The sequence below is a fragment of the Chryseobacterium sp. SG20098 genome, from assembly GCF_031844745.1.
Taxonomy (GTDB): domain Bacteria; phylum Bacteroidota; class Bacteroidia; order Flavobacteriales; family Weeksellaceae; genus Chryseobacterium; species Chryseobacterium cucumeris.
In genome coordinates this window covers 4,338,394-4,361,786 of the sequence record NZ_CP134622.1, presented here as the reverse complement: position 1 = coordinate 4,361,786, position 23,393 = coordinate 4,338,394, and the positions used below count along the sequence as shown (strand labels likewise).

General features: G+C 35.8%; 20 protein-coding genes. 11 read left to right on the top strand and 9 right to left on the bottom strand.

The genetic code is table 11. From position 1 onward, the window contains the following. Positions 1–113 precede the first annotated feature (113 nt). Positions 114–1,673 (top strand): sodium:solute symporter, encoded by a 1,560-nt coding sequence (locus tag RHP76_RS20070; protein WP_062675416.1) that lies wholly within the window; start codon positions 114–116, stop codon positions 1,671–1,673. A 73-nt stretch (positions 1,674–1,746) separates the two neighbouring features. On the opposite strand, the gene RHP76_RS20065 is transcribed toward RHP76_RS20070, so the two are convergent. Further along, positions 1,747–3,984, bottom strand: coding sequence for a reprolysin-like metallopeptidase (locus RHP76_RS20065; RefSeq protein ID WP_311228887.1), 2,238 nt, complete (start codon positions 3,982–3,984; stop codon positions 1,747–1,749). Positions 3,985–4,322: 338 nt separating this feature from the next. Here RHP76_RS20065 and RHP76_RS20060 point away from each other — a divergent pair, with 338 nt between their 5' ends. The 3 genes from RHP76_RS20060 (at position 4,323) to RHP76_RS20050 (ending at position 6,776) form a co-directional block, all read left to right on the top strand. Beyond that, positions 4,323–4,841, top strand: coding sequence for a hypothetical protein (locus RHP76_RS20060; RefSeq protein WP_062675419.1), 519 nt, complete (start codon positions 4,323–4,325; stop codon positions 4,839–4,841). Between the two features lie 108 nt (positions 4,842–4,949). Next, positions 4,950–5,801 (top strand): transketolase, encoded by an 852-nt coding sequence (locus tag RHP76_RS20055; RefSeq protein WP_062675420.1) that lies wholly within the window; start codon positions 4,950–4,952, stop codon positions 5,799–5,801. Between the two features lie 30 nt (positions 5,802–5,831). Beyond that, positions 5,832–6,776 (top strand): transketolase family protein, encoded by a 945-nt coding sequence (locus tag RHP76_RS20050; protein ID WP_120233503.1) that lies wholly within the window; start codon positions 5,832–5,834, stop codon positions 6,774–6,776. A gap of 190 nt (positions 6,777–6,966) precedes the next feature. On the opposite strand, the gene RHP76_RS20045 is transcribed toward RHP76_RS20050, so the two are convergent. Both RHP76_RS20045 and RHP76_RS20040 read right to left on the bottom strand, forming a co-directional pair. Beyond that, entirely contained in the window at positions 6,967–7,485 is a 519-nt protein-coding gene (locus RHP76_RS20045; RefSeq protein WP_228432388.1) for a hypothetical protein, read from the bottom strand. Continuing rightward, a complete protein-coding gene (locus RHP76_RS20040) occupies positions 7,463–7,942 on the bottom strand; it encodes a hypothetical protein (protein WP_062675422.1) in 480 nt (159 codons plus the stop codon). The genes RHP76_RS20045 and RHP76_RS20040 overlap by 23 nt, the downstream gene beginning before the upstream one ends. A gap of 223 nt (positions 7,943–8,165) precedes the next feature. On the opposite strand from RHP76_RS20040, the gene RHP76_RS20035 reads away from it, so the two are divergent. Next, positions 8,166–9,368, top strand: coding sequence for an IS256 family transposase (locus RHP76_RS20035; RefSeq protein ID WP_311228317.1), 1,203 nt, complete (start codon positions 8,166–8,168; stop codon positions 9,366–9,368). Positions 9,369–9,472: 104 nt separating this feature from the next. Here RHP76_RS20035 and RHP76_RS20030 read toward each other — a convergent pair whose 3' ends face one another. The 3 genes from RHP76_RS20030 to RHP76_RS20020 all read right to left on the bottom strand — a co-directional run bounded on the left by RHP76_RS20030 (position 9,473) and on the right by RHP76_RS20020 (position 11,468). Further along, positions 9,473–10,006: a DUF4303 domain-containing protein gene (locus RHP76_RS20030; RefSeq protein WP_311228886.1), complete on the bottom strand. Its 534-nt coding sequence runs from the start codon at positions 10,004–10,006 to the stop codon at positions 9,473–9,475. A 140-nt stretch (positions 10,007–10,146) separates the two neighbouring features. Beyond that, a complete protein-coding gene (locus RHP76_RS20025) occupies positions 10,147–11,100 on the bottom strand; it encodes a DUF3829 domain-containing protein (RefSeq protein WP_311228885.1) in 954 nt (317 codons plus the stop codon). Between the two features lie 47 nt (positions 11,101–11,147). Continuing rightward, positions 11,148–11,468: a magnetosome magnetite crystal formation protein family gene (locus RHP76_RS20020; RefSeq protein ID WP_062675425.1), complete on the bottom strand. Its 321-nt coding sequence runs from the start codon at positions 11,466–11,468 to the stop codon at positions 11,148–11,150. Positions 11,469–11,706: 238 nt separating this feature from the next. On the opposite strand from RHP76_RS20020, the gene RHP76_RS20015 reads away from it, so the two are divergent. From RHP76_RS20015 to gwsS, 6 genes are all read left to right on the top strand, one after another. Then, a complete protein-coding gene (locus RHP76_RS20015; protein WP_216445232.1) occupies positions 11,707–13,557 on the top strand; it encodes a helix-turn-helix transcriptional regulator in 1,851 nt (616 codons plus the stop codon). Between the two features lie 616 nt (positions 13,558–14,173). Beyond that, positions 14,174–14,356, top strand: coding sequence for a TIGR04139 family peptide modification target (locus tag RHP76_RS20010; protein ID WP_062675427.1), 183 nt, complete (start codon positions 14,174–14,176; stop codon positions 14,354–14,356). A gap of 96 nt (positions 14,357–14,452) precedes the next feature. Then, a complete protein-coding gene (locus RHP76_RS20005) occupies positions 14,453–15,319 on the top strand; it encodes a hypothetical protein (RefSeq protein WP_311228884.1) in 867 nt (288 codons plus the stop codon). Beyond that, entirely contained in the window at positions 15,316–16,221 is a 906-nt protein-coding gene (gwsG, locus tag RHP76_RS20000; protein WP_280213951.1) for a grasp-with-spasm system ATP-grasp peptide maturase, read from the top strand. Before RHP76_RS20005 ends, gwsG begins: the two co-directional genes overlap by 4 nt. Then, on the top strand, positions 16,218–16,397 hold the full coding sequence (locus tag RHP76_RS19995; protein ID WP_062675430.1) for a hypothetical protein: 180 nt from the start codon (positions 16,218–16,220) through the stop codon (positions 16,395–16,397). The genes gwsG and RHP76_RS19995 overlap by 4 nt, the downstream gene beginning before the upstream one ends. Beyond that, entirely contained in the window at positions 16,394–17,464 is a 1,071-nt protein-coding gene (gene gwsS, locus RHP76_RS19990) for a grasp-with-spasm system SPASM domain peptide maturase (RefSeq protein WP_311228883.1), read from the top strand. Before RHP76_RS19995 ends, gwsS begins: the two co-directional genes overlap by 4 nt. 84 nt (positions 17,465–17,548) lie before the next feature. On the opposite strand, the gene RHP76_RS19985 is transcribed toward gwsS, so the two are convergent. The 3 genes from RHP76_RS19985 to RHP76_RS19975 all read right to left on the bottom strand — a co-directional run bounded on the left by RHP76_RS19985 (position 17,549) and on the right by RHP76_RS19975 (position 23,391). After that, positions 17,549–17,926, bottom strand: a complete 378-nt coding sequence (locus RHP76_RS19985) for a hypothetical protein (RefSeq protein WP_062675432.1) — start codon at positions 17,924–17,926, stop codon at positions 17,549–17,551. A 69-nt stretch (positions 17,927–17,995) separates the two neighbouring features. Further along, positions 17,996–18,466, bottom strand: a complete 471-nt coding sequence (locus RHP76_RS19980) for an Lrp/AsnC family transcriptional regulator (RefSeq protein ID WP_002984446.1) — start codon at positions 18,464–18,466, stop codon at positions 17,996–17,998. 134 nt (positions 18,467–18,600) lie between these two features. Then, a complete protein-coding gene (locus RHP76_RS19975) occupies positions 18,601–23,391 on the bottom strand; it encodes a translocation/assembly module TamB domain-containing protein (RefSeq protein ID WP_311228882.1) in 4,791 nt (1,596 codons plus the stop codon). Positions 23,392–23,393 lie beyond the last annotated feature (2 nt).

Here is a 23,393-nt window from a genome sequence, read left to right as displayed (position 1 = left end):
CACTGCTTACAAGTAAATTAACCATCACAATTTGTTTTGACACGAACAGGAATTCAAATTCATGATTCACGACTGATCTTTTTTATATATTTGCTAAAATTTAAAAATCAAGCATGAATCCAGGAACTATCCTTTTGCTATTTGTTTTCGTCTATTTTATCGGCCTTTTGGTGATTTCTTATTTCACCAGCCGGAATTCTGATAACCAGTCTTTTTTTATCGGTAACAAAAAGAGTAAATGGTGGCTCGTAGCATTCGGGATGATAGGAACCAGCTTAAGCGGAGTTACTTTTATTTCCGTTCCGGGAACTGTCGGAAAAATGACCGGTTCAGAATATATCTATGGAGGTTTTGAGTACTATATGATGGTAATCGGGTTCTTTATCGGATATTTCATTGTGGCAGCAATATTACTACCACTCTACTACAAGATGAATCTGACTTCTATTTATACGTATCTGGGAAAAAGATTCAATGTAGAAGCGCATAAAATAGGTTCTATCTTTTTTATTATTTCAAGAGCAATTGGAGCTACTGCAAGATTATACCTGGTAGTGAATGTTTTACAGATATTCTTACTTGAAGGATTGGGAGTTCCGTTCTGGGTGACTTCTCTTGTTCTTCTGCTAATGGTACTTCTGTATACTTTTGAAGGTGGTGTAAAAACTATTGTTATTACAGATACGCTGCAGACTTCTTTTATGATCATCAGTCTTGTAGCTTGTATTGTTTATATTTTATCCAACCTGAATTTATCGTTTGGAGAAGCATATACGATTCTGGAGCAGAAAAATTACACCCATTTCATCAATTTTGATCCGAATTCCAAAACCTTTTTCCTGAAAACCATTCTGGGCGGAATTTTCATTACCATTGCTATGACAGGGCTGGATCAGGAAATGATGCAGAAAAATATCTCTGTGGATAATCTTAAGAATTCAAAGAAAAACATGTTGACTTTTGCAGGAACACTTCTTATTGTGAACCTTGCCTTCTTATTCCTGGGAGGATTATTATACCTCTTTGCTCTACAGCATGGAGCAGAATATGGAACTATAAACGGTGAAACAGTAACGAATATTTTTGGATTTAAAGATCCAGCAGGAAACATTAAAAACGTAATGGGAGATGACCTTTTCCCCGCTTTATCACTTCAGGGATATTTTCCTATGGCTATTTCTGTTATTTTCATCATCGGATTAATTTCAGCCTTATTTCCTTCTGCAGATGGAGCTCTAACAGCTGTAACCAGCTCATATTGCGTAGATTTATTAAACCTTAATGAAGATAAAACAAAAACTGAAAAAGAGAAGAAACGCCTTCGTATGAAGGTGCATTTGATTTTCACCGTAGTGTTCTTCATCCTGATTATGGTTTTCAAAGCATTGAATGACAAATCTATCGTCTATCTGATCATGGAAATTGCAGGATATACTTACGGACCGCTTCTTGGACTTTTTGCTTTTGGAATTTTCACCAAGTTCCAGATTTCAAGAAAATATTCCATCCTTACGGTTACCCTTTTGGCACCTGTATTAACTTATTTAATCAATCTGGCTGTTACTACTTATACCGATTATAAAATCGGAGTAGAACTCATTGTTTTAAACGGATTACTAACCTTCATTGGTCTGTGGCTGGTAAAAAACAAACAACATTTAAGAGTTGTTTAAAATAACATACATTCCAAAAAAAGACTGTCCTCTATTGAAGACAGTCTTTTTTTATTTGAATCAAGGAAATAGATTATTCTTTAATCCATTTGATTGTTTTCTCAAGATTCTTAGATTTAACTTTAATCAGATAATCTCCCTGAACAAGATGTGACAAGTCAAAAGACCCTGTTTTATCATGATTCAATTTGTTATTTGCCTGAGTGAACACTAATTTTCCGCTTACATCATATACTGTAACATCATATACTTCATTTGAATTGGTAAATTTCACATTCAGAAGTCCTTTACTTGGATTAGGATATACCACAAATACATCTTTATTGGCAGAGGTTTCATTCACGCCTAATGTCTGGGTAATGGTAAAGTTGATTGGATTAATATTGTAGAAAACATTTGTTTCTGCAGCAACCATAATTCTTGCCTGTGTCGTATTTACGTTAGGAATAGTAACAGTTTCAGAACCATCGTTCGGAGTGGAAGCCAGGATCAGCGTAGGATAGGTAAGACCGCCGTCTGTTGAAAGATAAATATTGACAGTAGCAGCATTCACAGGAAATGAAGTTGTATTGGCTACGTCCCAGGTTACTGTCTGAGTAGAGTTACCTGCCCAGTTTACCGCTGTAGTAGGTGCAGTTACGTTAAAAGGTCCGGAATTTCCATCAACAGTAATAATAGCATCATCATTGGCTACTCCTGCACAACCCGCGTTATTATCTCTTACAGTCAATCTGAACTCCATTGTTCTTGCATAAGAAGGTCTAACTTCTCCTTTGGAAACAGTTCCATTGATTACATCTGTAAGTTTTGGGAAATATCTGTAAGGAACGGTTACAGGTACGTATGATCGGAACAGAGGTGCATTTAATGTTGGTGCATTCCAGTCACCCGCAGGTCCTACATCATTCTGTTCCCAGCTGTAAGTAAGAGGATTGTTATCTAAATCTGTAGCAGATCCTTCCAATCTAAATGGTGTACCTTTAGGAATGGTATAATCTCCTCCGGCATTGACTGTAGGAGCGAAATTGTTGCTTGGAAGTGTTACCTGACAAGTTGTTGACTGAACTTTTGTGGTGATAGACTGATATGATTTAGTATGGAAAGTCGGAATACTGTTAGGAGCGAGGTTATTGGTACTTCCACAAATTCCGGCGTAAGCCATTATGGTAATTCCGCTTCCAGGTTCTACAGCGTTGGTTGCACTGCGGTTTCCTCCTCCACAGCTTCCTGTTGTTGCATTAAAAGTATGTGGCCCCCCAAACTGATGTCCTACTTCATGGGCTACATAATCAATATCATAAGGATCACCAACCGGATTTGGTGAGCCGGTGATTCCTCTTCCTTTATTAGAGTTGTTACAGATTACTCCTAATCCGGCTAATCCGCCACCTCCTGTACTGAAGGTATGTCCGATATCATAATTGGCATTTCCTATCAGTAAGTCAATTTGGGTCTGGCTTTCGTTAATTAATGTTCCCGCACTATCATTTCCTGTGAAAGGGTCCGTAGCCGCACTGGTAAAGATCACATTGGTTTCAGTACCTACTAATACCAATCTTGAAGCAACTTCCTGTTCATATACTCCATTCACTCTGTTTACAGAGGTTACAATGGCTGAAAGAGTCTGTGCTACTGTAGGAGTTGCAGAACCCGTTGCTGCAATTGCATACTGATGGGTACAAGCCACTGCGAATCTGAAAACTCTAATTTGAGTTCCTACGCTTGGAGCTACGGTTTTTTGTTGGCTTTTTTTTTCTAGTGGAGCATCCTGATCATCTTTCAGCCCACATGTTCTTGGATTTTTATCAATTAAATCACTTTTCTTGTAAATGATATAATTACTGACATCCTGTTTTGCATAAGGATCTATATAAGAATCACCTGCGACTATAGATTTTATCTGCGCATGAAATCCTAACTCTGTAAAATCAAGTTTTAGGGTTGCATACCTGTCATCAATTCCCTGTCCGGTAAAAGTGACAATCTGAGGAAACTTGCTGGCTAATTCCGGAGCCATCACGGAAGATTTCCAGATTCTGAATTTGGCTTTCGTACCATCTGGCATTGGAAGAACAATAATCGGAGCATTTTCTTTGCGGTCACTGTCTTTCAGTTCCGGAACAGAATTGAAATAACTTTTCATTCCGGCCACATCCAAGGTATAGGTAAGTGACTTTTCCGGTTGTACAGTTCTGTTTTTCGGATCTGCTTTGATGGACCTCTCACTGATTACTGTAAAAAAGTCCTGTGCTTTCCCGGAGGAAACGGATATAATGAATATCCCCAGATAAAATAATTGTTTAATTTTCATATATAATGGTATGTAATTTTTATTAATCCAAACATTAAAACCAAAAACAAAAAAAAATAATTAGTTAAAGGTTCATAATTCATGATTATTTGAATTATAAAATTAGTTAAATTAATCTAAATACCACATATTAAAATTCAAAAAAAATCAATGTTTAGTAGCAAAAAACCAATGATCCTGCTACCACAAAGCATTACCGTTAATAAATATTTTTTATTTTTTCGTATTTGTTTAAGTAACTGATTTTATAGACTTTTGCATTTTAATTATCTTTAACACGAATGATATAAATTAATTTTAAAAAACATCGAAATAAAAAAAAACAAAAATTAAAAACTATGAAAAAAATTATCGCAATTTTCACATTTCTATTGACTTTTAGTTTTATGAATGCTCAGGACAACTTTGAAGTCTCAACATTACGAATTGGCCCCTTTAAAGTTTTCATGCCTAAGGTTGATGCTGAAAAAATAGCGGGAATAAAACTGTCCAACTCTGGCGGAGAGAAAAAAAACATCGTAAAATATAATGGAGAAACTATTCAGATTGATCTTTTTGATAATTACATCAATGAAGCCAACCCGAGTGTTCCTTCCATTACCTACATGACAACAACAAGTAAAAAATTCAAAACCAAAAGCGGAATCGGGGTGGGAAGCACCAGAGATGACCTGATCAACACGTATAGAAGTTACGCCAATTTCAGTGTACGCCCGGACTGGGACTCCAATGGTAAGCCGATTAAAGATGCCGGTTATTTTAATCTTGAAGACAGCCAGGCAGGAACTTTATTAAGCTTTAAATTCGTTAATAATATAGTAACTGAAATCTCTGTTTATCTTAACGAAGGCTGTTAAAAGCGGGAAAATATTCAAATCATACTAAATCCGGGTTTTATATCCGGATTTTGCATTTCCATAAGCCGGTAAAAAATTGTAAATTCGCATGCAAATAAATCAGATATAATGAGTAAAAGTATCGAAGAGTTAAAAACTCTTACTACGCAGATCAGAAGAGACATTTTAAGAATGGTTCACGCTGTAAATTCAGGACACCCTGGTGGTAGCTTAGGGTGCACAGAATTCTTTACAGCCCTTTACGGAAAGGTAATGAACTATAAACTTCCTTTTACAATGGAAGGTAAGAATGAGGATCATTTTTATCTATCAAACGGACACATTTCTCCGGTATTCTACTCTACTTTAGCAAGATTTGGTTTCTTCCCTGTAGAAGAACTAAGTACTTTCAGAAAATTAGATTCAAGATTACAGGGACACCCAACAACGCACGAAGGCCTTCCGGGAATCAGAATTGCCTCAGGTTCTCTTGGACAAGGACTTTCCGTAGCATTAGGGGTAGCTGATGGTAAAAAATTAGATGGTGATCAATCTCTTGTTTACTCTCTTCACGGAGACGGTGAGCTTCAGGAAGGTCAGATCTGGGAAGCATTGATGTATGCAGCTGCTAAAAAGGTAGATAATATCATTTCTACAATTGACTATAACGGTCGTCAGATCGATGGTGATACAGATGATGTATTAAGTTTAGGAAATCTTCATGCTAAATTGGAAGCATTCGGATGGATTGTTCTGGAAGAAAAAAATGGTAATGATCTTGAAGCTGTGATTGCAATTCTTGAGAAGGCAAAAACAGAAACCGGAAAAGGAAAGCCGGTAGCAATTCTTCTTCATACAGAAATGGGTTACGGAGTTGATTATATGATGGGATCTCATGCCTGGCATGGTAAAGCTCCTAATGATGAGCAATTAGACACAGCATTTAAGCAATTGTACCTAGAAGCTCCGGCTGATTACTAATATCTTAACATCTCGATTAATAAAATAAAAATGAAATATACATATACAGAAAAAAAGGACACGCGTTCAGGATTCGGAGCAGGATTAGCTGAACTGGCTGACAAAAATCCTAATGTAGTAGCACTTTGCGCAGACCTTATCGGTTCTTTGAAGATGGAGAAATTCATTGAGAAAGCTCCTGAAAGATTCTTTCAGATTGGTATTGCAGAAGCAAACATGATGGGGATTGCAGCTGGTCTTAGCATTACAGGAAAAATTCCTTTTACAGGAACTTTCGCTAACTTCTCTACTTCAAGAGTATATGACCAGATCCGTCAGTCTATCGCTTATTCTAACAAAAATGTAAAAATCTGTGCATCTCACGCAGGTCTTACTTTAGGAGAAGATGGAGCTACTCACCAGGTTCTTGAAGATATCGGTATGATGAAAATGCTTCCTGGAATGACCGTGATCAATACTTGTGACTACAACCAGACTAAAGCTGCTACTTTAGCGATTGCAGATTTTGAAGGTCCTGTATATTTAAGATTCGGAAGACCGGTAGTTCCTGTATTCATTCCGGAAGATATGCCTTTCGAAATCGGAAAAGGAATTATGCTTCAGGAAGGTACTGATGTAACGATTGTTGCAACAGGGCACCTTGTATGGGAATCTCTTGTAGCTGCTGATGAGCTTGAGAAAGAAGGTATTTCTTGTGAGGTTATCAACATTCACACGATTAAGCCTCTTGATGAAGAGATCATTTTAAAATCTGTTGAAAAAACAGGTAAGATTGTAACGGCTGAAGAGCACAACTACCTTGGTGGTTTAGGAGAATCTGTTGCAGGTATGTTGGCAAGAAAAAGACCTACAAAACAGGAATTTGTGGCGGTAAATGATACTTTCGGAGAGTCTGCAACACCAGCAGAATTGATGAAGAAGTATAAAATTGACTCTGCTGCAGTAAAAGAAGCTGTAAAGAGAATTTTAGCTTAATAGTTTAAAATAAGCTATTTTATATAGACAAAACCCGGCGGTTTCTTCGAAACCGCCGGGTTTTTTGTTATTGTGTATCAACCACCCCGTCAAAAATTCTTTGAATTTTTGCCACCCCTCCAAGGGAGGGGAATGGTTATACCTCCATTCTTCATCGTATTAGTTTTTACCCTGCTTTTCGGTACTTGTTTTATTGTTCTTCCTGATTCAGGGGAATTCCTACAGCAATGAGAACAGGACATAAAATTTCTTTTATATACTCCTCCTCTCTTCTGTTAGAAGCTTTAGATCCGGAAAAATAATTACTGATTCTGTAGTTTTTTACAAACTGATTTCTCTTTTTCCCGATGGAATAATAATATCCACCTCTTTCATCGTTCACAAAATAGGTCATTTCATCAAAATTCATGAGCTTTTTGGAAAGTAACAGTTTTCTGTAAATACACTTTTCCGATTTATCAAAAATATATTTCACAGGAATTCTGAAAAAGAGGTCAAACAGAAAGTAGATCATATAAACACTCCATAATCCCATGGCAATTTTGAACTGATCTCCGGATATTTTATCCATAAAATAATAGATGATCACAGGAAGTGCAATGACTCCCAATGCCAGCCATCCAACCAAAGTGCGCAGAAAACTGTAATTGGGCATAAAGCTTATTTCTCGTCCGTTTTCTTCAAACTTATAGCGGTCTCTGATGTCCATTTTCAGGATGATTAATGTTCAAAATATCCTCTGTTTCATTGACCATTTTCTGTATTCCTTTCTGGGTAAGCGCCTGGCCTATTGTAAGCTGTTTTTCTTTTCCATCTATTTCAAAATAAACAGACAGCATTACATTAGTGGTAATAAATCCCATATATTTTGTTGCCACCACATGAAAATTTCTGAAATTCTCAATCGGATATGTTCTTGCCGGAACAAAAATGGTATGTTTTCCCGTAATTGTTTTACGATCCATATCAATGATAAATTTTTTGGTAAAGAAGTTGACTACAATAAGTGCAACTACCGCCATAATAATATAGCTCCCGGTTCTTACACTATTAAAAATGAGTCCTGCAATGACCAGAAAAATAATACAGAGCACTGCAATAAACACCGGCTGGTTTCTAAAAATATATTGATTTCCTTCTTGCTTATAAAATTGATAGTTGTTCATAATGAATGTAATTGTTCTTAATATTTTGGTTGGGAGTTGAGTCTAATGTTATAAAAAGCATGTATAGAGATTGTAATGTATAAGAGGCTTCTGAGACAATTATTTTAGGTAGTGTCTCACTAACTGTGTAAGTTAAAAAGTTATTCTGAAAAATTTTTGAGCCCTCTAAAGCTCAAAAATAATTTTCGGAAATAACTTTTTATTAATTTTAACCTATATAGTTATGATCGACAAAGAAGAATTATTAAACAACAAGGATTTCTATAAGTCCTTTAAAAATGGAGAAGATTTAACCTTTTTCTTCAAACAGATGCACAAACGTGCCGTTGAACATATGCTGGAAGCAGAACTTGATGCTCATCTGGACAATGAAAAACATGAAAAAACCAAAGAAGGGAACTATCGCAATGGACATGGAACCAAGAAAATAAAATCCTCTTTTGGAGAGAGTGAAATCAAAGTTCCCAGAGACAGGGCAAGCAGTTTTGAACCTGCATTAGTTCCAAAAAGGCATAACATCATCGAAGGTTTGGAGAATATTATTATCTCCTTCTACGCCAAAGGGATGAGTGTGAGCGATATCGAAGAGCAGGTTAAAGAACTATACGATTTTGAAATATCTTCCTCTGCCATTTCCAGGATTACCAATGCCGTTGCCACCGAAGTGGTGAGCTGGCAAAACCGCCCCTTAGAAGATTTGTATTTAATTGTCTGGATGGATGGGATCGTATTCAAGGTTCGTGAAAACTCCAAGGTCATTAACAAAACCATCTATTTGGCAGTAGGATTAAATCGTGAAGGGAAAAAAGAAGTTCTTGGAATGTGGCTCGGTAAGAATGAAAGTTCGAGCTTCTGGATGGGTGTTTTAACGGATCTCAAAGCTCGCGGCGTGGAAGATATCCTCATTACGGCAACAGATAATCTGAACGGATTTACTGGGACTATTCGCTCAGTTTTCCCACAATCTCAAACCCAAATCTGTGTCGTTCATCAGATCAGAAATGCCTGCAAATATGTGGTTTGGAAGGATAGAAAAGAATTTTCTGCAGATATGAAACATATTTACACCGCCCCAACAAAACAAGCGGCTGAAGCAGCTCTCAATGATTTTGCAGGAAAATGGGAAAGCAAATATTCTTATGCTATCGCCTCCTGGCGGAATAATTGGGATGAGCTTACTGTATTTTTTGAATTTCCTTTAGAGATCCGTAAGATCATTTATACCACAAATTTAATTGAAAATCTCAACGGAAAAATAAGAAAATACACCAAAAATAAAATGTCTTTCCCTACTGATGAGGCCGTAATGAAATCAGTGTATCTGGCATTAAAAGAAGCCACTAAGAAATGGACAATGCCTATCCAAAATTGGGGCATTGTTCTCAACCAATTTATGCTTATTTTTGAAGAAAGGCTCAGATTATAAAATCCAAGCCATAACTTTTTAACTTACACACTTTATGGGAGAGTGTCTTATTTTATCGGCTTCATATGTATATATTTAAAGTGTTTTTTTAATTCTTCATACTTTTAATTGCCCCAGGTAGCCATCCAGTCCAGATATTCATGTTGGTATTCATTATCATTCAGTCTGATGATAAGGTTTTTCAAGTCTTCTTGCTCAAACTCATAATCTGAAACCGTGAAAATCAGGAAAATATCTTTGCTCGTGACATTTGTGAAAAAGTTCTCGTTTTTAAGTTTTTCCAATACTTCAATACAGATTGAATATAGTTTAAACTGAAAACTCTCAAACCATTGATCATCGTCATCGTGCTTACTAAGCTCTGCTCTCAACTGAGTGCAGATTATATCAAATTCTTTATCGGCACCTTCCATTTCGTAAGTCCATTCTGCCGGTTCATATTTATAATAAAGAGCATCTTCTTCATCTGCATTCTCCATTACTTTCAATGTATTGGCAGCAGGGCAAACTGTCATTGCTCCTTCATCGCTGTACAGTGCAAAGCTGTAAATTCCTTCTGCTCCATGCTTTTCATACACTTCTAAAAAAGCTTTCCTTGCAGCATCTTCAATCTGCTGTTTCAAAATTTCAAAATCCATACTTCTTTTCTTTTCTAAAATGGGCGGTAAAATTACCTTTATCCTGTTAAATCAGTATATTATATTCTTTAAAGGTATAGCCAGTTTCATGATTATAGCTAGCTGTTTTTAGTATATATAATCCAGCCGGGAATTAAAAATCAATCTACAAAAGTGTTATAACGGTCAAGAACATATCCTGCTTCTCTTTCTAGGTTATCAAGATCACGGTTTAGATCCTGACTATTTTCGTTTAGGCTTCGCTGTACGATTCTCATTTTACCCAGGAAATCATTGACAGAACTGTTGAATGCCTGATAACTGTTTTCCTTCTGCTTTTCTGAAGACGGAATTTTCTCATTGATATTCCTTTTATATAATTTTTCCATCTGCTCGTATTGGTGGGAAAATTTGTTTTTATAGGCATTCATATCCGCTACATCATAGGAATCATCAATAATTTTCTGAGCCAGCTCCATAACCTCCTTAGATTGAATGATCTGTGTTTTGAGCGGATGATCTTTAAGCATCTCAATTTCTGCTTTATTTGCCTTTGGGGAAAGCTTAGTGAATAAGTCATTGGCCGCTGTACGGTTTTCTTTAATAAGTTGTATTGCTTTTTCGTTGATTTCGGCGACTTTCTTTCCTTTATCATCTTTCCAGTCCTCTGCCTGTTTGTAAGTGTCCAGTTCTTTTTTTAAAGATTCCAATCGGACCATTGTGTCCTTCATCTTATCCACAAGTGTCTGAAAATTCTTTTCCAATACATCCGGAGCCTTTAATTCCTGACGGGTGTACAACATCACTGAAGGCGTAAATATGGGCATAATACCGGAAGCTTTTGGATTGGCACCGGCATTTTTCACATAGTCTTCCATCTGTATCAATATATTCTGAAAATCTTTGATAAAATCTGACTGCTCATCATCCATTTTTACAACTTTGTTATTAAAAGAAATAATATCTCTGTTTACATCCCCGGAATTAACACTAAAAGTGTTTACCTGCCCTGAATCATTCTGTGACAGCTTTTCTTTAACTTTTTCCAATTTATCGCATGATATAACAGAAAAGCTAAAAAAAAGCATGCCTGCGATGATTAATGGTGTTTTCATAATTTTATATTAAATGTTAAATTGGTGTTTCCAAAAATTTTTGAATCCTATCCGATAAAAGAAAATTTGTCCTCAAATATTTTCCCTATTAATGGCAAAGGCTTTTCAACATTGTTGGCTGCATTAATGATTCCGATAATCATCAACACCAAAGGAATCAAACCCAATATTCCCAGAATTCCGATTTTAGTAACCATCAATACAATATTGAGAATGATAGATAAAAAAATAGAAAAAAGAATTAATCCCAATGATTGTTTCAGATGGTATTTTAAAAGGCTGTTCGACTTTTCTTTTCCGATAAAGAAGGATATCAGCCATCCGAAAAGCGTAATGTAAGAAACAATTGATAAGGTTTTGTTGTCCATAGCTGTAAAATTTTAAATTAATATTCTTTGATTTTTTCTGGCCCTAAATTGCAGAAGAAAAAGATCCCAGTCTTGTTTTATGCGACTACAAAACATATTCAACCCCGATCACAGATGACTACAAAATGTCTACAAAAATATTTAATAAATTAATAATCAACAAGTTAAAAACAATGCATAGCTCTAGTTTTTCAGACAGGAAATTGACAGATGTCTACAAATTTTGTACTTTCACCTTATGAAATTAAAGTACTTACTCTTATACTGTATACTTTTTATCTGCACATTATATCCCGCACAGAATGCATTTATTGATGGCCTTAAAAACCAATTGAGAGGAGATCATATTTCTACTGCAGAAAAATTCAGAATTTACAATGAACTTACCGAATATTACAGAGTTAGCGATCAATATCCTACAGCTGAAAAATATGTTCAGCAGCAACTTGATCTTGCTAAAAAAGAAAATGATTATGCTGAAGAAGTAAAAGCTCTCAGTCAAAAAGGAGTCATTAAGCTTAATCAGTCTGAATATGATAAGATTCCTCCTATTCTGGATGCTGCGAATGCAATTGTTCAAAAGAGTCAAAATAAAACTGCGGAACTATATGCCACTTATCTGAATATCTACTACAGAAATGCACTTGGCGAACTTGAAAATACAATCAGGCTTGTTCAGAAAGTCCTTCCCATCGTTGAAAAACAACCTTCCGAAATCTTATTAAATGCTAAGCTCAATTATCTTCTCTACGGAATCTATACAGAATGGAACGATGCTGAAAATGCCACCAGATATGCCAAAAAATCCATAGAACTTGCCGAAAAGGCAGGAAACAAAAATTTACTCAGCTCTACCTATTCGGCGCTGGCTGTCTGCTACTCCTTTCAATATGAGAAAAGTGGAAACTCAAAAGATCTGAAACCCGTCATAGAGATGTGTAAGAAAGCTGTTGGCCTGTACCATCAATTTCCCGGTCATGTCTCAGCCCATGTACATGCAATGGCCTTACTGAATCTCACCAACTATTATCTGAGCTATCCGGTTATGACTCCTGAAATCCGTGAGGAAATTCACAATAACGCCCACGAAATCCTGACCCTTACGCAGCATACGACCCTTAATCAGAGTATGCAGGCAGGTGCACTTGGTGTTTTGAGCAATCTCGCATCACGGGATCATAATGATACTTTATCAGAGCATTATCTTTTGAAAGCGGAACAGATTCTGCTTACCCAGCAACCGGTTTATTACCATGTTATGATCAATGTGGTGAAAGATCTTGCCCAGCTGTATGCAAAACAAAAGAAATATCAGAAAGCTTATGAATATGAATCAAAGTTAACAGAATACAGCAATCTTCTCTTTGATGAAGGGCAAGCTGAAACCGCAAAAAGATTGGAAGCTCAATACCAGTCTCAGAAAAAAGAATCTGAACTCAGATCTCTCACTGAGAAAACAGCCATTCTGAAAAAAGAGAAACTCCTTTATATTATATTGGGAATCATAGGATTAACTGGAGCCTTTTTTATGTTCCGTTCTTATCATTTTAAACTGCGGTATTCTATAGAAAGAGAAAATAAACTTGATACAGAAAAGCATGAAGCAGAAATGCAGGTAAAACTTCAGGAGCAAGAGCAGGCAAGATTAAGGGCAGAACAGGAACTTCTTACGCTTCAGCAGCAAAAACTTCAAAGTGAGGTACTGGCCAGCCAGCTTCATATTCAGCATAAGAATGAGGTTCTGCAGCAGCTTCAGACCCAGCTTTCCGATACGGATATTAATATTCATCAGGTGGTAAAGGGAGAAAATCGGGTTGACAATGATTTTGAAAAAATCAGATTTACTATTCAGGAACTGCATCCGGATTTCTTTAAAAACATCAGTGAAAAAGCCCAGCAAAAACTTACTGCTCTGGATCTGAAATACTGCGCCTATATTTATCTGGGAATGGATACAAAACAGATTGCCAACCTCCTCAATGTAGAGCCCAAGAGTGTAAGAATGACCAAATACCGCCTGAAAAAGAAGTTCGGGCTGGATGAAAATACTGCTTTAGAATCTTTTTTCCAGGGAGTATTCTCTGAGTAAACGCCCCATATTTTATTTCTATTTCAAATTAAAAGCTTTTTAACCTCATGTTGAAAAGCTTTATTTTTATATCTCAGGTTCCTTTGCACGGATTCAAATTTTAAAAACCCAGGGTTTTCTGCAAAAATTGATAAGATGTTTACCTCGTTTTCGGATTAAAAAATGTGATTTTAAAACAAACAAATCACCAGAAGCATACAAATTGTGGTCAAAATAAGTGACTCAGCATCTTATTATCACGCTAAAATCATCTGTTTTCCGATATTGTACAATAGAAAATATTACCATACAACCTACTGTTAAAGCCTGTAATTTTCTTTTTATGGCTGGCATGCAATTTATACTTTTTCGAATTTCAAATATTTCACCAAAATACAACTACCATTCCGAGTAAAATTTGCATTTGTGTATCAAGTAAAATACAAATCATTTACACATTTTATCCCCATGAAGTGATCTAAATATTTATAGTTTTATCCCATCAACGTTGATGAAATATATTCTTCAAATTTAAAATGTAAGTGTACAGTGCATGATAAATAGGAAGAATTATTCACCCAGGTCAGGGTTTATTTGACACAAATGATTCATATAAAAACAATTAAAAATTACACACATGAAAAAATTAAATGGAATGAAGAGAGACTTCTCTTCTTTGGAAAACAAAAAAATGAAAAATCTACAGACTATTAAAGGTGGAGAAACTGCTATCAACTATGTTGCCACTAACAAAGGAGAATGTTATGACAAAGAAACGTGGATTGACCACACCCTTGATTCAACTTTAGAAATCTGCTAAGATCAATAAAAGTGTTAATATATTGTCTAGGGAGGAAAATAATTCCTCCCTTTTACCAATAAGAGTATCGTTAATCCAATAAATACTGATCACCTAATGAAACGAAATTCAATTTTAATATTCCTTCTCATTATTCTTTTCTTTATTCTTTCCTGCAAAAGCAAGGATTATATTGTTTATTATAACAGAGTGAATGAAATTGATAGTCTTTACCGGATTGCTAACCAACCCGAAAAAGCAATAAAGCAGTATAAGAAATTATTCAAAAAATACACTCCAAAAAATCAGGAGCGTATCAAAGAATATGAGACTTATATTAAACTGGCAGATCAACATCAAAAGAATTTCGGTGGGAAGAAAAGTCTATACAAACTTATCCCTCTGATTGCTCCTTACGAAGGGTCATATGGAAGTTATTTCGGATTATTTAAAAAGTATGGTATAGATAGCACCGAGGTAAAACAGAGAATTGCAGACTGGAAGAAAGGTTTGAATAAGCGACTGGTAGATTCTTTCAGCATTGCTTTTGTCCGTGATCAGGCGGAAGGCAGGAGAAATCCACAGCTCATAGAAAAAAATGACAGAATCAATGCACAACTGTTGAAATGGACCTTTGAAAACTACGGCTATCCTTCAGTACAAAAAATTGGTCTTATAGGAAATGGCGGTGTGTTTATGCCTATGCATCCCTTGTTCAGTCACATGATAGGTGAAAAAGAATATCCTTACTTCAAAGCAAAAATGCTGGAATATATAAAATCCGGAGACTGTATTCCAAAAGACTATGCCAATATGGTAGACCGTCACAATCTACAAATAAGTAAAGAAGGAATCATATATGGTGTTTATCTAAGCTATGATGTTATTATAGATACAATAAAAGCCAATCAGGAAAGAAAAAAAATAGGTATTCCTAGTATTAAGCATTCTTCTAAAATCACCAAAGATTACTTTAAAAAATGATTCTTATTATTTCCAACAACAATGAAAGAACCACTAATAAAATTATAGAATGGCTTCTTGAAATGGAAAAGGAATTCATCCGTATTCATGAAGATGAAATTTTTGAAATTGCAGTGGAGAACAAAAAAATACTGTTAAGGAGTAGCAGAAATTCTTTTTTTCTGGATGAGATCACAAGCGTGTGGTACAGGAGAGGCAGATTAAAAATCAAACGCTTAAGGTATGAAAACCCTTCTGTAAATGCTCATATGAATGAAGTACAGCATTGGCTGGAAGATTATGTAAGAACAATACTGGAGTCCAAAAAACATATCAACAAAGCAAGTAATAGTGATATTAATAAACTCCTGGTATTGGAAGAAGCAAAAAAAATAGGTTTAGAAATTCCTGAATATTATCTGGCAGATAATACGGATCAGGTTTCCCTGGATAAGACTATTGTAAAAACCATTGGTGGAAATCCTATTTTGGATGACATTGATAAAGATTTAAATGGTATTATGTATACCTCAACGGTACACAAAAGAGAGAAAGCAAAGTTCTTCATTACATTCTTTCAGGATAAGATTGATAAAGAATTTGAAATCAGAACATTTTATCTCAACGGAAAATGCTACTCGATGGCTATTTTTTCTCAAAATGATGAACGGACCAAAACTGATTTCAGAAAATATAATCTAGAAAAACCTAATAGAAATGTTCCCTACAATCTTTCCTCTTGCATTGAAGAAAAAATTAAACTTCTGATGCAGGCATTGGATCTTAATTGTGGATCACTTGATTTTTTAAAAGGAAAAGATGGCAAGTTTTACTTTTTAGAAGTTAATACAATTGGCCAGTTTCTGGGATTGTCTCATACCTGTAACTATTCGTTGGACAAAAAAATAGCAGATTACTTATGAAAATTAAAGTTAAAGAAAAAAACAAGCTTCCGCTTACCTTCAAACATATAGAATCCTTCAATGATCAGAAACCTAAAAAAACTAATGATGTCGTCTATGTTTTAGAATGCAAAAAATATCAGACCAATTATTATATAAGAGAAAGACCTATCAAATCATTGAACCGGTTACTATGAAATACTTCAATTTATTCTCAAACATCCTCGTCACCAAAGGATCCATCAGAATTCTCATTTCAGATCTACAGAGAAATGTATCTGAACTATATCCTCTAGAGTTGTTTGAAATTATACAAGAGCTGAAAAACAAATCTATCGAAGATACAATGATAAGTTATGATGAAGAATCCAAAGAAATAGTTGAGAACTATATCAATCTTCTATTGGAAAAAGAATACGGATTTGTTACTGAAAATGGCTGGGACAGAAATTTTCCTCCTCTCTCTTACGACTATCATGAACCCAACGCTATAACAGATCTTTTTATCGAAATGGAAGATCTCGGGATCTTAAAGAAAATATATCCATCCATAGAAAATCTTGGAGTTAAACATTTGGTTATTTACAGTTTGAAATCCTTAACCTTAAAAGAATGTATAGAAATTGATGAAATTTTTAAAACCTCAGTTTTATCAGGAATAGAGATTTTCTCCCCGTTTCATCAGAAAATGAACCTATCTTTTATGCAGGCTCTTCAAAAAAACACGGTCAGAATTTACAGTCTCATTCTTTACAATTGTTCAAAACCTCCTTTCAAAGCTAAAGATGAATACCGTTTCTCGCTGCATTTCCTGAAAGATGATCTGAAAATATCTGCGTGTGGAAAAGTGGAACTGAAGTACTTCAATACTAACATTACTAAAGTGACGGAAGCAGTTAACCACAATTCCTGCCTGCATAAAAAGATAGGCATTGATAGAAAAGGTAATATTAAAAACTGTCCACTGATGAATGAAAGCTTTGGAAACATCCAAAAACAAAGCCTTGAAGAAGCCCTCAATCAACCTGATTTCAGAAAATACTGGGATCTTACCAAAGACCAAATTGAGATATGTAAAGATTGTGAGTTCCGTTATGTCTGCACAGACTGCAGGGCATACACTGAAAACACTCTAAAAAGCAAAGAAGGTCTGAATATATCAAAACCTTTGAAATGTGGCTATAATCCTTATACGGGTGTGTGGGAGGACTGGTCCAAAAATCCTTTAAAACAAGAAATTTTTAATTCCCTGGAATTCAGATAATTTTTTTCATAAACCTTGTTATAATTGAAAACCGCTTCTAAATTAAATTTAAAAGCGGTTTGTTATTTTATTGTATTTGAAACTTTATTTAAAAAACTTCCATTTCGGGATAATGGCAAGCATTCCGAACCCCGTAAACAGGAAAAGATTGGTAACATCCGTATACAAAAATGTAGACAGATAATAATTATGCATAAAGAAATGCAGCACCAGTAACGCCGGAAACATAAAGATTCCTACTTTCCTGTAAAAGAACATCAGTACCAGCCCAATCATCATCAGTACATCAATAGAAAAAATCACATAGAAGTACCACCTCGGAATCTGAAGATATTCATGCTGCAGATATTCATCTACATCGATACCAAGCCCCATTATAGTAAACAACATCAAGGCAGCAAATGCCAGAATGAATCCCCATCCTTTCTTTGGGTCTTCGTCAAAATAGCTGTATTCTTCCATACCTACAAAAATAAAGAACTTATGAGAGATTTCATAAGTTCTTTTATAATTATTCGTTTAAAATTTGACTTACACAGAGATTGCGTTGATCAGTCTGTTTTTGTCACTTAAGAATTCCTCCATAGAGATCATACTTTCAGTTCTCATTACATCCTGAATGTCGTCAATCTGGTAAATAATTCTTTTAGCATCATCAGTATTCTTAGCTCTTACTTTACAGAAAATATTATATTTTCCTGAAATAACGCTAGCCTCGATTACGTTAGGGATTGTTGACAATTCTTTCAATACTTCCTGAGTACGGTTTGATTTTGTCAAAAGGATACCTATGAAAGCTGTAAAGTGATAATCAAGCTTACCATAATCGATGTTAAGAGATGATCCCAAAATAATACCTGCATCTTCCATCTTTTTCACTCTTACGTGAATTGTTCCAGCAGAAACATCCATCTGCTTTGCAATTTCAGTAAAAGGCATTCTTGTGTTTTCTACTAAGAAATCAAGAATCTTCTTGTCTATTTCGTCCAGTTGATAGTTCATATTAGTTAAATTACAATTTATTTAAAAAATCTATGTATTTTTTGCAAATTTACAAAAAATAATTTAACTAAAAAATATATATCAAATATTAACAATAATTAACACAGATGATAAAAATCATTAAAATATTCTAATTATTTACCTTGCGATTTTATAGAATCTGTTTTTATTTCACCTTTTGCATCTGGAGTTTTTTTGTCTTTTTTCTTCTTTTTAAACAAAGAATTGAAGCTTTTACTCCACACTACCCCTCCGCCATAGGCTTGATTAGCAGAACCGTTTGTACTCACCATTCCGATGTTTGTAGGCTTGGAATAAGCACGTATAACCAATGAACCGTCATTCTTCTTAGATAAATCGTACTCTACTGACCCTTCCGTAGAAAGGTAATTGTTTTGGGCTCCATCTGTTTTTGATAACGGAATACCCAAACCAGTCTTGATATTGACTCTCGGGGAAAGGGCTACACTTACTCCCGCATTGGCTCTGTCTCCATAATTCGAATTCTGATCTCCTTTCACATAATTAAGGTCAATCTGAAATTCGTTACTCATTGTATTAAGAACAGATCCCAACTGCTTCAGAAGTATATTATATCCTGAGGATTCCGCTACATTTCCTACATTTACATCGAATCCACCAGTGTTGGATACGTTAAAGGTACTCAATAACAATACAGATCCGAACTGAAGAACCTTCTCTCCTTCCTGGCTCATTTTCGCGGCAAGGGTTTCTCTTACCTGGCTGGATACGTCCATTGCAGTTACATTAAGATCAATCTGAGGGTCTACTAACGACTGGGTAATATGGGCTTGCAGCAAAATACTTATAGGCTGTAGTTTCCCCATACTAAGATATTCTCCTGCATTGGAAACCATTCTTATATAATTGGCATTAATATCCAACGCAGGTTTCATAGCATCCCCATCCCATCTGATACTACTGTTTCTTTCAATCTGGAATGTTTTATTAAGAATGGCTTTAGAGACAAATGTTCCGTTATCTACTTTATAGGTACCGCTCATGGCAATATTCCCCTGTCTGTTCATATGAAACCTCAATGGATCAGCAGATCCTTTTACGGTAATATTTCCCACATCGTCTCCTACGAGTACGTTTACAGTAGTTCCTTTATCTACAGCCAGGTTGAAATCAATATTCATGTTGGCTCCTGTTTTTTTCTTTTCTTCCAGTGTGATCAGACCGTCTTTTCCTTCTTTCAGGAATCTGAGCATTTTAAATTCCTCTACATTGGAAGTGGAGCTGGAATTAAAGGTAAAGGTACTTCCATTAAGTGCCTTCATATTAGGAGTTGTTATGCTTAATCCTGAAACCGGTCCGTCCACGTACAGATCTCCCTGTCCGTAAACTCTTCCCCAGAACAGGTCAAAATCTTTCTGTGTGGTATTCAGCATCAATAGATTATCTGCTCTCATTACGAGAGATACCCCCATTGAAGAAAGGGTTTCAAACTGAATCGCCCCGGAAATATTCCCTTTGGAATTGGTTCTTCCGTCGTGTACTTCAATATTATTGAGGATAGCAAGCCCTTTGGTAAGCTGAATTACGGTATCATCAAATGCATAATCTACTCCGGTAAACAGAAGCTTTAATCCAAAATCTTTTAAAGCAATATCTCCACTATAATCAAGGTTGTTAAGCTTTCCATTGATTTTAAGATCTCCTGTTGCTTTTCCACGAAGGTTTCCAAAAATAGTCTGCACAAACTGCTGCGTAAATGCCAAGTCAAAATCACGCATTTCTGCTGTAAGATCAATAATCGGCGAAGAAGTATTATTATTAACCGTTCCTGTAAGGTTAAGGCTGTTGTTTCCAAGTACTCCGGCAGAGTGAACTTTTACATCAATATCATACACATTCAGTGAGAATCCATTGGTGGCAGAAATAGAGATATCTCCCATATCATTGCCATTCATCTTAATATCATCAATGTTAAGATCAACCAGCGGCTGAAGAGTACTTTTATCCATTTTGATCTTAACACTTCCGTTGGCAAGACCTTTAATATCCATAGTATTCCCTCCGGACTGCATTTCCAGAAGTTTTTCTACTGCAAAGTCATTAATATCTGCATCTACATAAAAATCTTTCGCAGACTTAAACTGGGCTTCCTTAATAAACAAAGCACTTTTATCGGAATAAACTCTCAGATTTCTGATATCAAAATCTCCTGTTTTCTTTCTGTAGGTAATGGAGTGATCCAATTCGGGGCTTGTATCTATTGCCCATGTAACTTCATTGAATTTTACCTCGGTAGGTTCAAACCTGAATACATAATCTCCGGCTGCATCGGTAGACTGATCCACATTGATGGCGTATTCCTTAAGCTTTTCATTAATCTCATCATCAGGACTTCCATGCTTAAATACAGTGGCTAAATGAAGTGTATTTCCGTTTTCATTATTCCCTTTAAGCTCAAAATCTTTGATCACATTTTTATTATAAATGACTCTGTTGATCTTAGCGTACAATTGCTGGTTAAGGTCTCCCGTGTTAATTCTAACTTTAACACTATCCACCATCGCACTATCTCTGCTGAGATTCTTACGGTCATTAATTTTATAATCAGGATTTGAAGATGCCAGCGCCTGATCTGCGTCTGTAATCTCTTCCTCCTTAGTCATAATATATTTTAAAGAGGCTGCATCAAGATTCAGAATCAGATTGTTTGAGTTTCCATCATACTCCCCTTCTACAAGAGCTCCTTGTGGCAATCTCAATTCGGGTAAAAAATAATTGATCAATCCTTGCTGAACATCAAACTTCAGCGCAAAATTCTGTCCCCGGTATAATTTTCTTGGCGGCGGACCCACTAATATTTTTCCAACTCCATTTTCTACCATACCTGCAAGGTCTGCAAGACTGTATTTTCCTGAAATTTTTCCTGTGGCAGCTCCCGGAGCATCTACATCAATAACACGACCACCTGCTTCAATAAACGTTTTTAACTTGGCATTCGGAATATTATATTTTTGAGTAGCTGAAGCAAAGTGAAGGTTATTGGCATTCACATCTAAAGTAAGATCGTTGATAGAAGACATGGCCATTTTTCCGTCAACCTGACCACTTATCACCTGAGTCCCGGGCTTGTTGGTAAAGTAATTCATATTCAGATAAGTGACGTCCGCATTAACATCCATAGCAATCCTCGGAGTACTGAAATCGATCAATCCTTTGACTGTAGCTTTTGCCTGTTCATCATTAACAGTGATGAGTCCGTTATATTTTTTATGATCCAATAAACCATCCAGATACAGATTATTGATCGTTTTATCCATAATTTCAATACTTGCAATCTGAGATTTCGTGGTCAGACGCATGGTATTGACATCAAAACTTTGCCCGTTAAGATCAAATTTACCAGAAATTAAGCCTACCGATTTATTCTTAGTGATGACTGAGGTATTGAGATCTTTTACATCAAGATAACCGGAATATTTTGGCATTGCAGTGCTGTAGCCTGTCAGGGTAAGTTTCGAAATTTTCGCCTGCCCGATTCCTGTCATTAAATTACCATTATCCACATAAATCTGATCAGGATTCACTTTAGCCGTTCCATTGTATTTCAGTTTTCCGAAATCATCTGCAAAGTTCTTCATCTTTTTGGAGATGAATGAAGGCATCATTGCTTTTAAATCCTTATAGGTAAAATCTGTGGAAAGCTCTTTTGTTTCAATAGCAAAATGACCTTTCAGCAGATTGTCTACCTTCATCGTTTTGGTAGCAATATTGACGTCAGGATTTCTGATCAGAAAGTTTTCCAGATGAAATTTATTCAAAGGACCAGTCATAACCCCTGAAAGATTGAAAGGTTTGATATTATCCCAGTTGGTAACAAAATAACTGATGTCATATCCGCTTAGCTGGCTTCCCTGCTGAATATTCATATCCCAGCGTACCTTGTCTGCAAAATCTGCCCAGGATCCGTCGTGAAGATTAAATTTGATATCTCCCTGAAGTAAGGTATGATCTGTATTCAGGGTAAGGTCTTTTAATGACAAAAACTGCTTCGTTAGAGACAGTTCTGTTGAAAAAGTATCTACAAAATGAGATTTCCCCCATCTTGAAGTTACAAATGACATATTATTGATCAACGCCGAAACATTCGGACCGTTAACTTTTACGTTCGGAGCTTTTAAGTTGAATTTTGTTGCAGTAAGCCATTTTCCCTGTTCTCCGGGAGAGTTTTCATTAACAATGGAAACTTTAGAATCAATGATCTGAATTCTGGAATTAAGTTGAAAAGGAGGTTTCTTGGGATCTCTTTTCTTCCCGTTGTCAAAGAGTTCTACAAACCTGACAAAATTGGATATACTGTCGCCTTTATAAGTAATCACCTTTACATCGGCATTCACAAGAGCCAGAGAGTTAAAACTTAGAGAATTGCTGCTTCCTGAGATGGCATTTACTGCCAGAGATATCCAGTCTGAATCTGCGCGAAACTCACGGGCTGTAATAAAATTAAATCCTTTATAGTCTTTTACTTTTAACCCTTTTATGGTGACATCACCGAAGTAATTTACATCTACACTTTCTGTAGAAAAATCCGATTTAAAATCATTATTTACAAGCTTGAGCGCCTGATCAGCTGCCCATTTTTTAGTTACCGGAAGATTGATGGCAATAAGGACTCCGCCTACAAGGAAAATTCCCAGCCAAAAGAGAATCAAGAGAAGTTTTGCCCACCATGTATAGCTGGTAACATCCTTTACAGCTTGTTTCCCAAATTCTTCAGCTGTTTCCACAGGATGGTGTATCGCATCCGAAGCAAGCTCTGATGCTTCCTTCACTGTTTCCCGTACTTTTCCCTCTACATTTTCAACAGTTTTCTGTACCTGATCCCCTAGGTTTTCAGCTACTGATTTTTTATTCTCATTCTCGTTATTATTCTCTAACTTTGCCATTA

Coding starts and splice junctions, on each gene's coding strand:
- RHP76_RS20055 (WP_062675420.1), top strand. CDS start 4,950: ATGAGTAAAAGTATCGAAGAGTTAAAAACTCTTACTACGCAGATCAGA.
- RHP76_RS20070 (WP_062675416.1), top strand. CDS start 114: ATGAATCCAGGAACTATCCTTTTGCTATTTGTTTTCGTCTATTTTATC.
- RHP76_RS20015 (WP_216445232.1), top strand. CDS start 11,707: ATGAAATTAAAGTACTTACTCTTATACTGTATACTTTTTATCTGCACA.
- RHP76_RS19975 (WP_311228882.1), bottom strand. CDS start 23,391: ATGGCAAAGTTAGAGAATAATAACGAGAATGAGAATAAAAAATCAGTA.
- RHP76_RS19985 (WP_062675432.1), bottom strand. CDS start 17,926: ATGGAAGAATACAGCTATTTTGACGAAGACCCAAAGAAAGGATGGGGA.
- RHP76_RS20050 (WP_120233503.1), top strand. CDS start 5,832: ATGAAATATACATATACAGAAAAAAAGGACACGCGTTCAGGATTCGGA.
- RHP76_RS20010 (WP_062675427.1), top strand. CDS start 14,174: ATGAAAAAATTAAATGGAATGAAGAGAGACTTCTCTTCTTTGGAAAAC.
- gwsS (WP_311228883.1), top strand. CDS start 16,394: ATGAAATACTTCAATTTATTCTCAAACATCCTCGTCACCAAAGGATCC.
- RHP76_RS20025 (WP_311228885.1), bottom strand. CDS start 11,100: ATGAAAACACCATTAATCATCGCAGGCATGCTTTTTTTTAGCTTTTCT.
- RHP76_RS20065 (WP_311228887.1), bottom strand. CDS start 3,984: ATGAAAATTAAACAATTATTTTATCTGGGGATATTCATTATATCCGTT.
- RHP76_RS20040 (WP_062675422.1), bottom strand. CDS start 7,942: ATGAACAACTATCAATTTTATAAGCAAGAAGGAAATCAATATATTTTT.
- RHP76_RS20005 (WP_311228884.1), top strand. CDS start 14,453: ATGAAACGAAATTCAATTTTAATATTCCTTCTCATTATTCTTTTCTTT.
- RHP76_RS20060 (WP_062675419.1), top strand. CDS start 4,323: ATGAAAAAAATTATCGCAATTTTCACATTTCTATTGACTTTTAGTTTT.
- RHP76_RS20035 (WP_311228317.1), top strand. CDS start 8,166: ATGATCGACAAAGAAGAATTATTAAACAACAAGGATTTCTATAAGTCC.
- RHP76_RS19995 (WP_062675430.1), top strand. CDS start 16,218: ATGAAAATTAAAGTTAAAGAAAAAAACAAGCTTCCGCTTACCTTCAAA.
- RHP76_RS19980 (WP_002984446.1), bottom strand. CDS start 18,466: ATGAACTATCAACTGGACGAAATAGACAAGAAGATTCTTGATTTCTTA.
- RHP76_RS20030 (WP_311228886.1), bottom strand. CDS start 10,006: ATGGATTTTGAAATTTTGAAACAGCAGATTGAAGATGCTGCAAGGAAA.
- RHP76_RS20045 (WP_228432388.1), bottom strand. CDS start 7,485: ATGGACATCAGAGACCGCTATAAGTTTGAAGAAAACGGACGAGAAATA.
- RHP76_RS20020 (WP_062675425.1), bottom strand. CDS start 11,468: ATGGACAACAAAACCTTATCAATTGTTTCTTACATTACGCTTTTCGGA.
- gwsG (WP_280213951.1), top strand. CDS start 15,316: ATGATTCTTATTATTTCCAACAACAATGAAAGAACCACTAATAAAATT.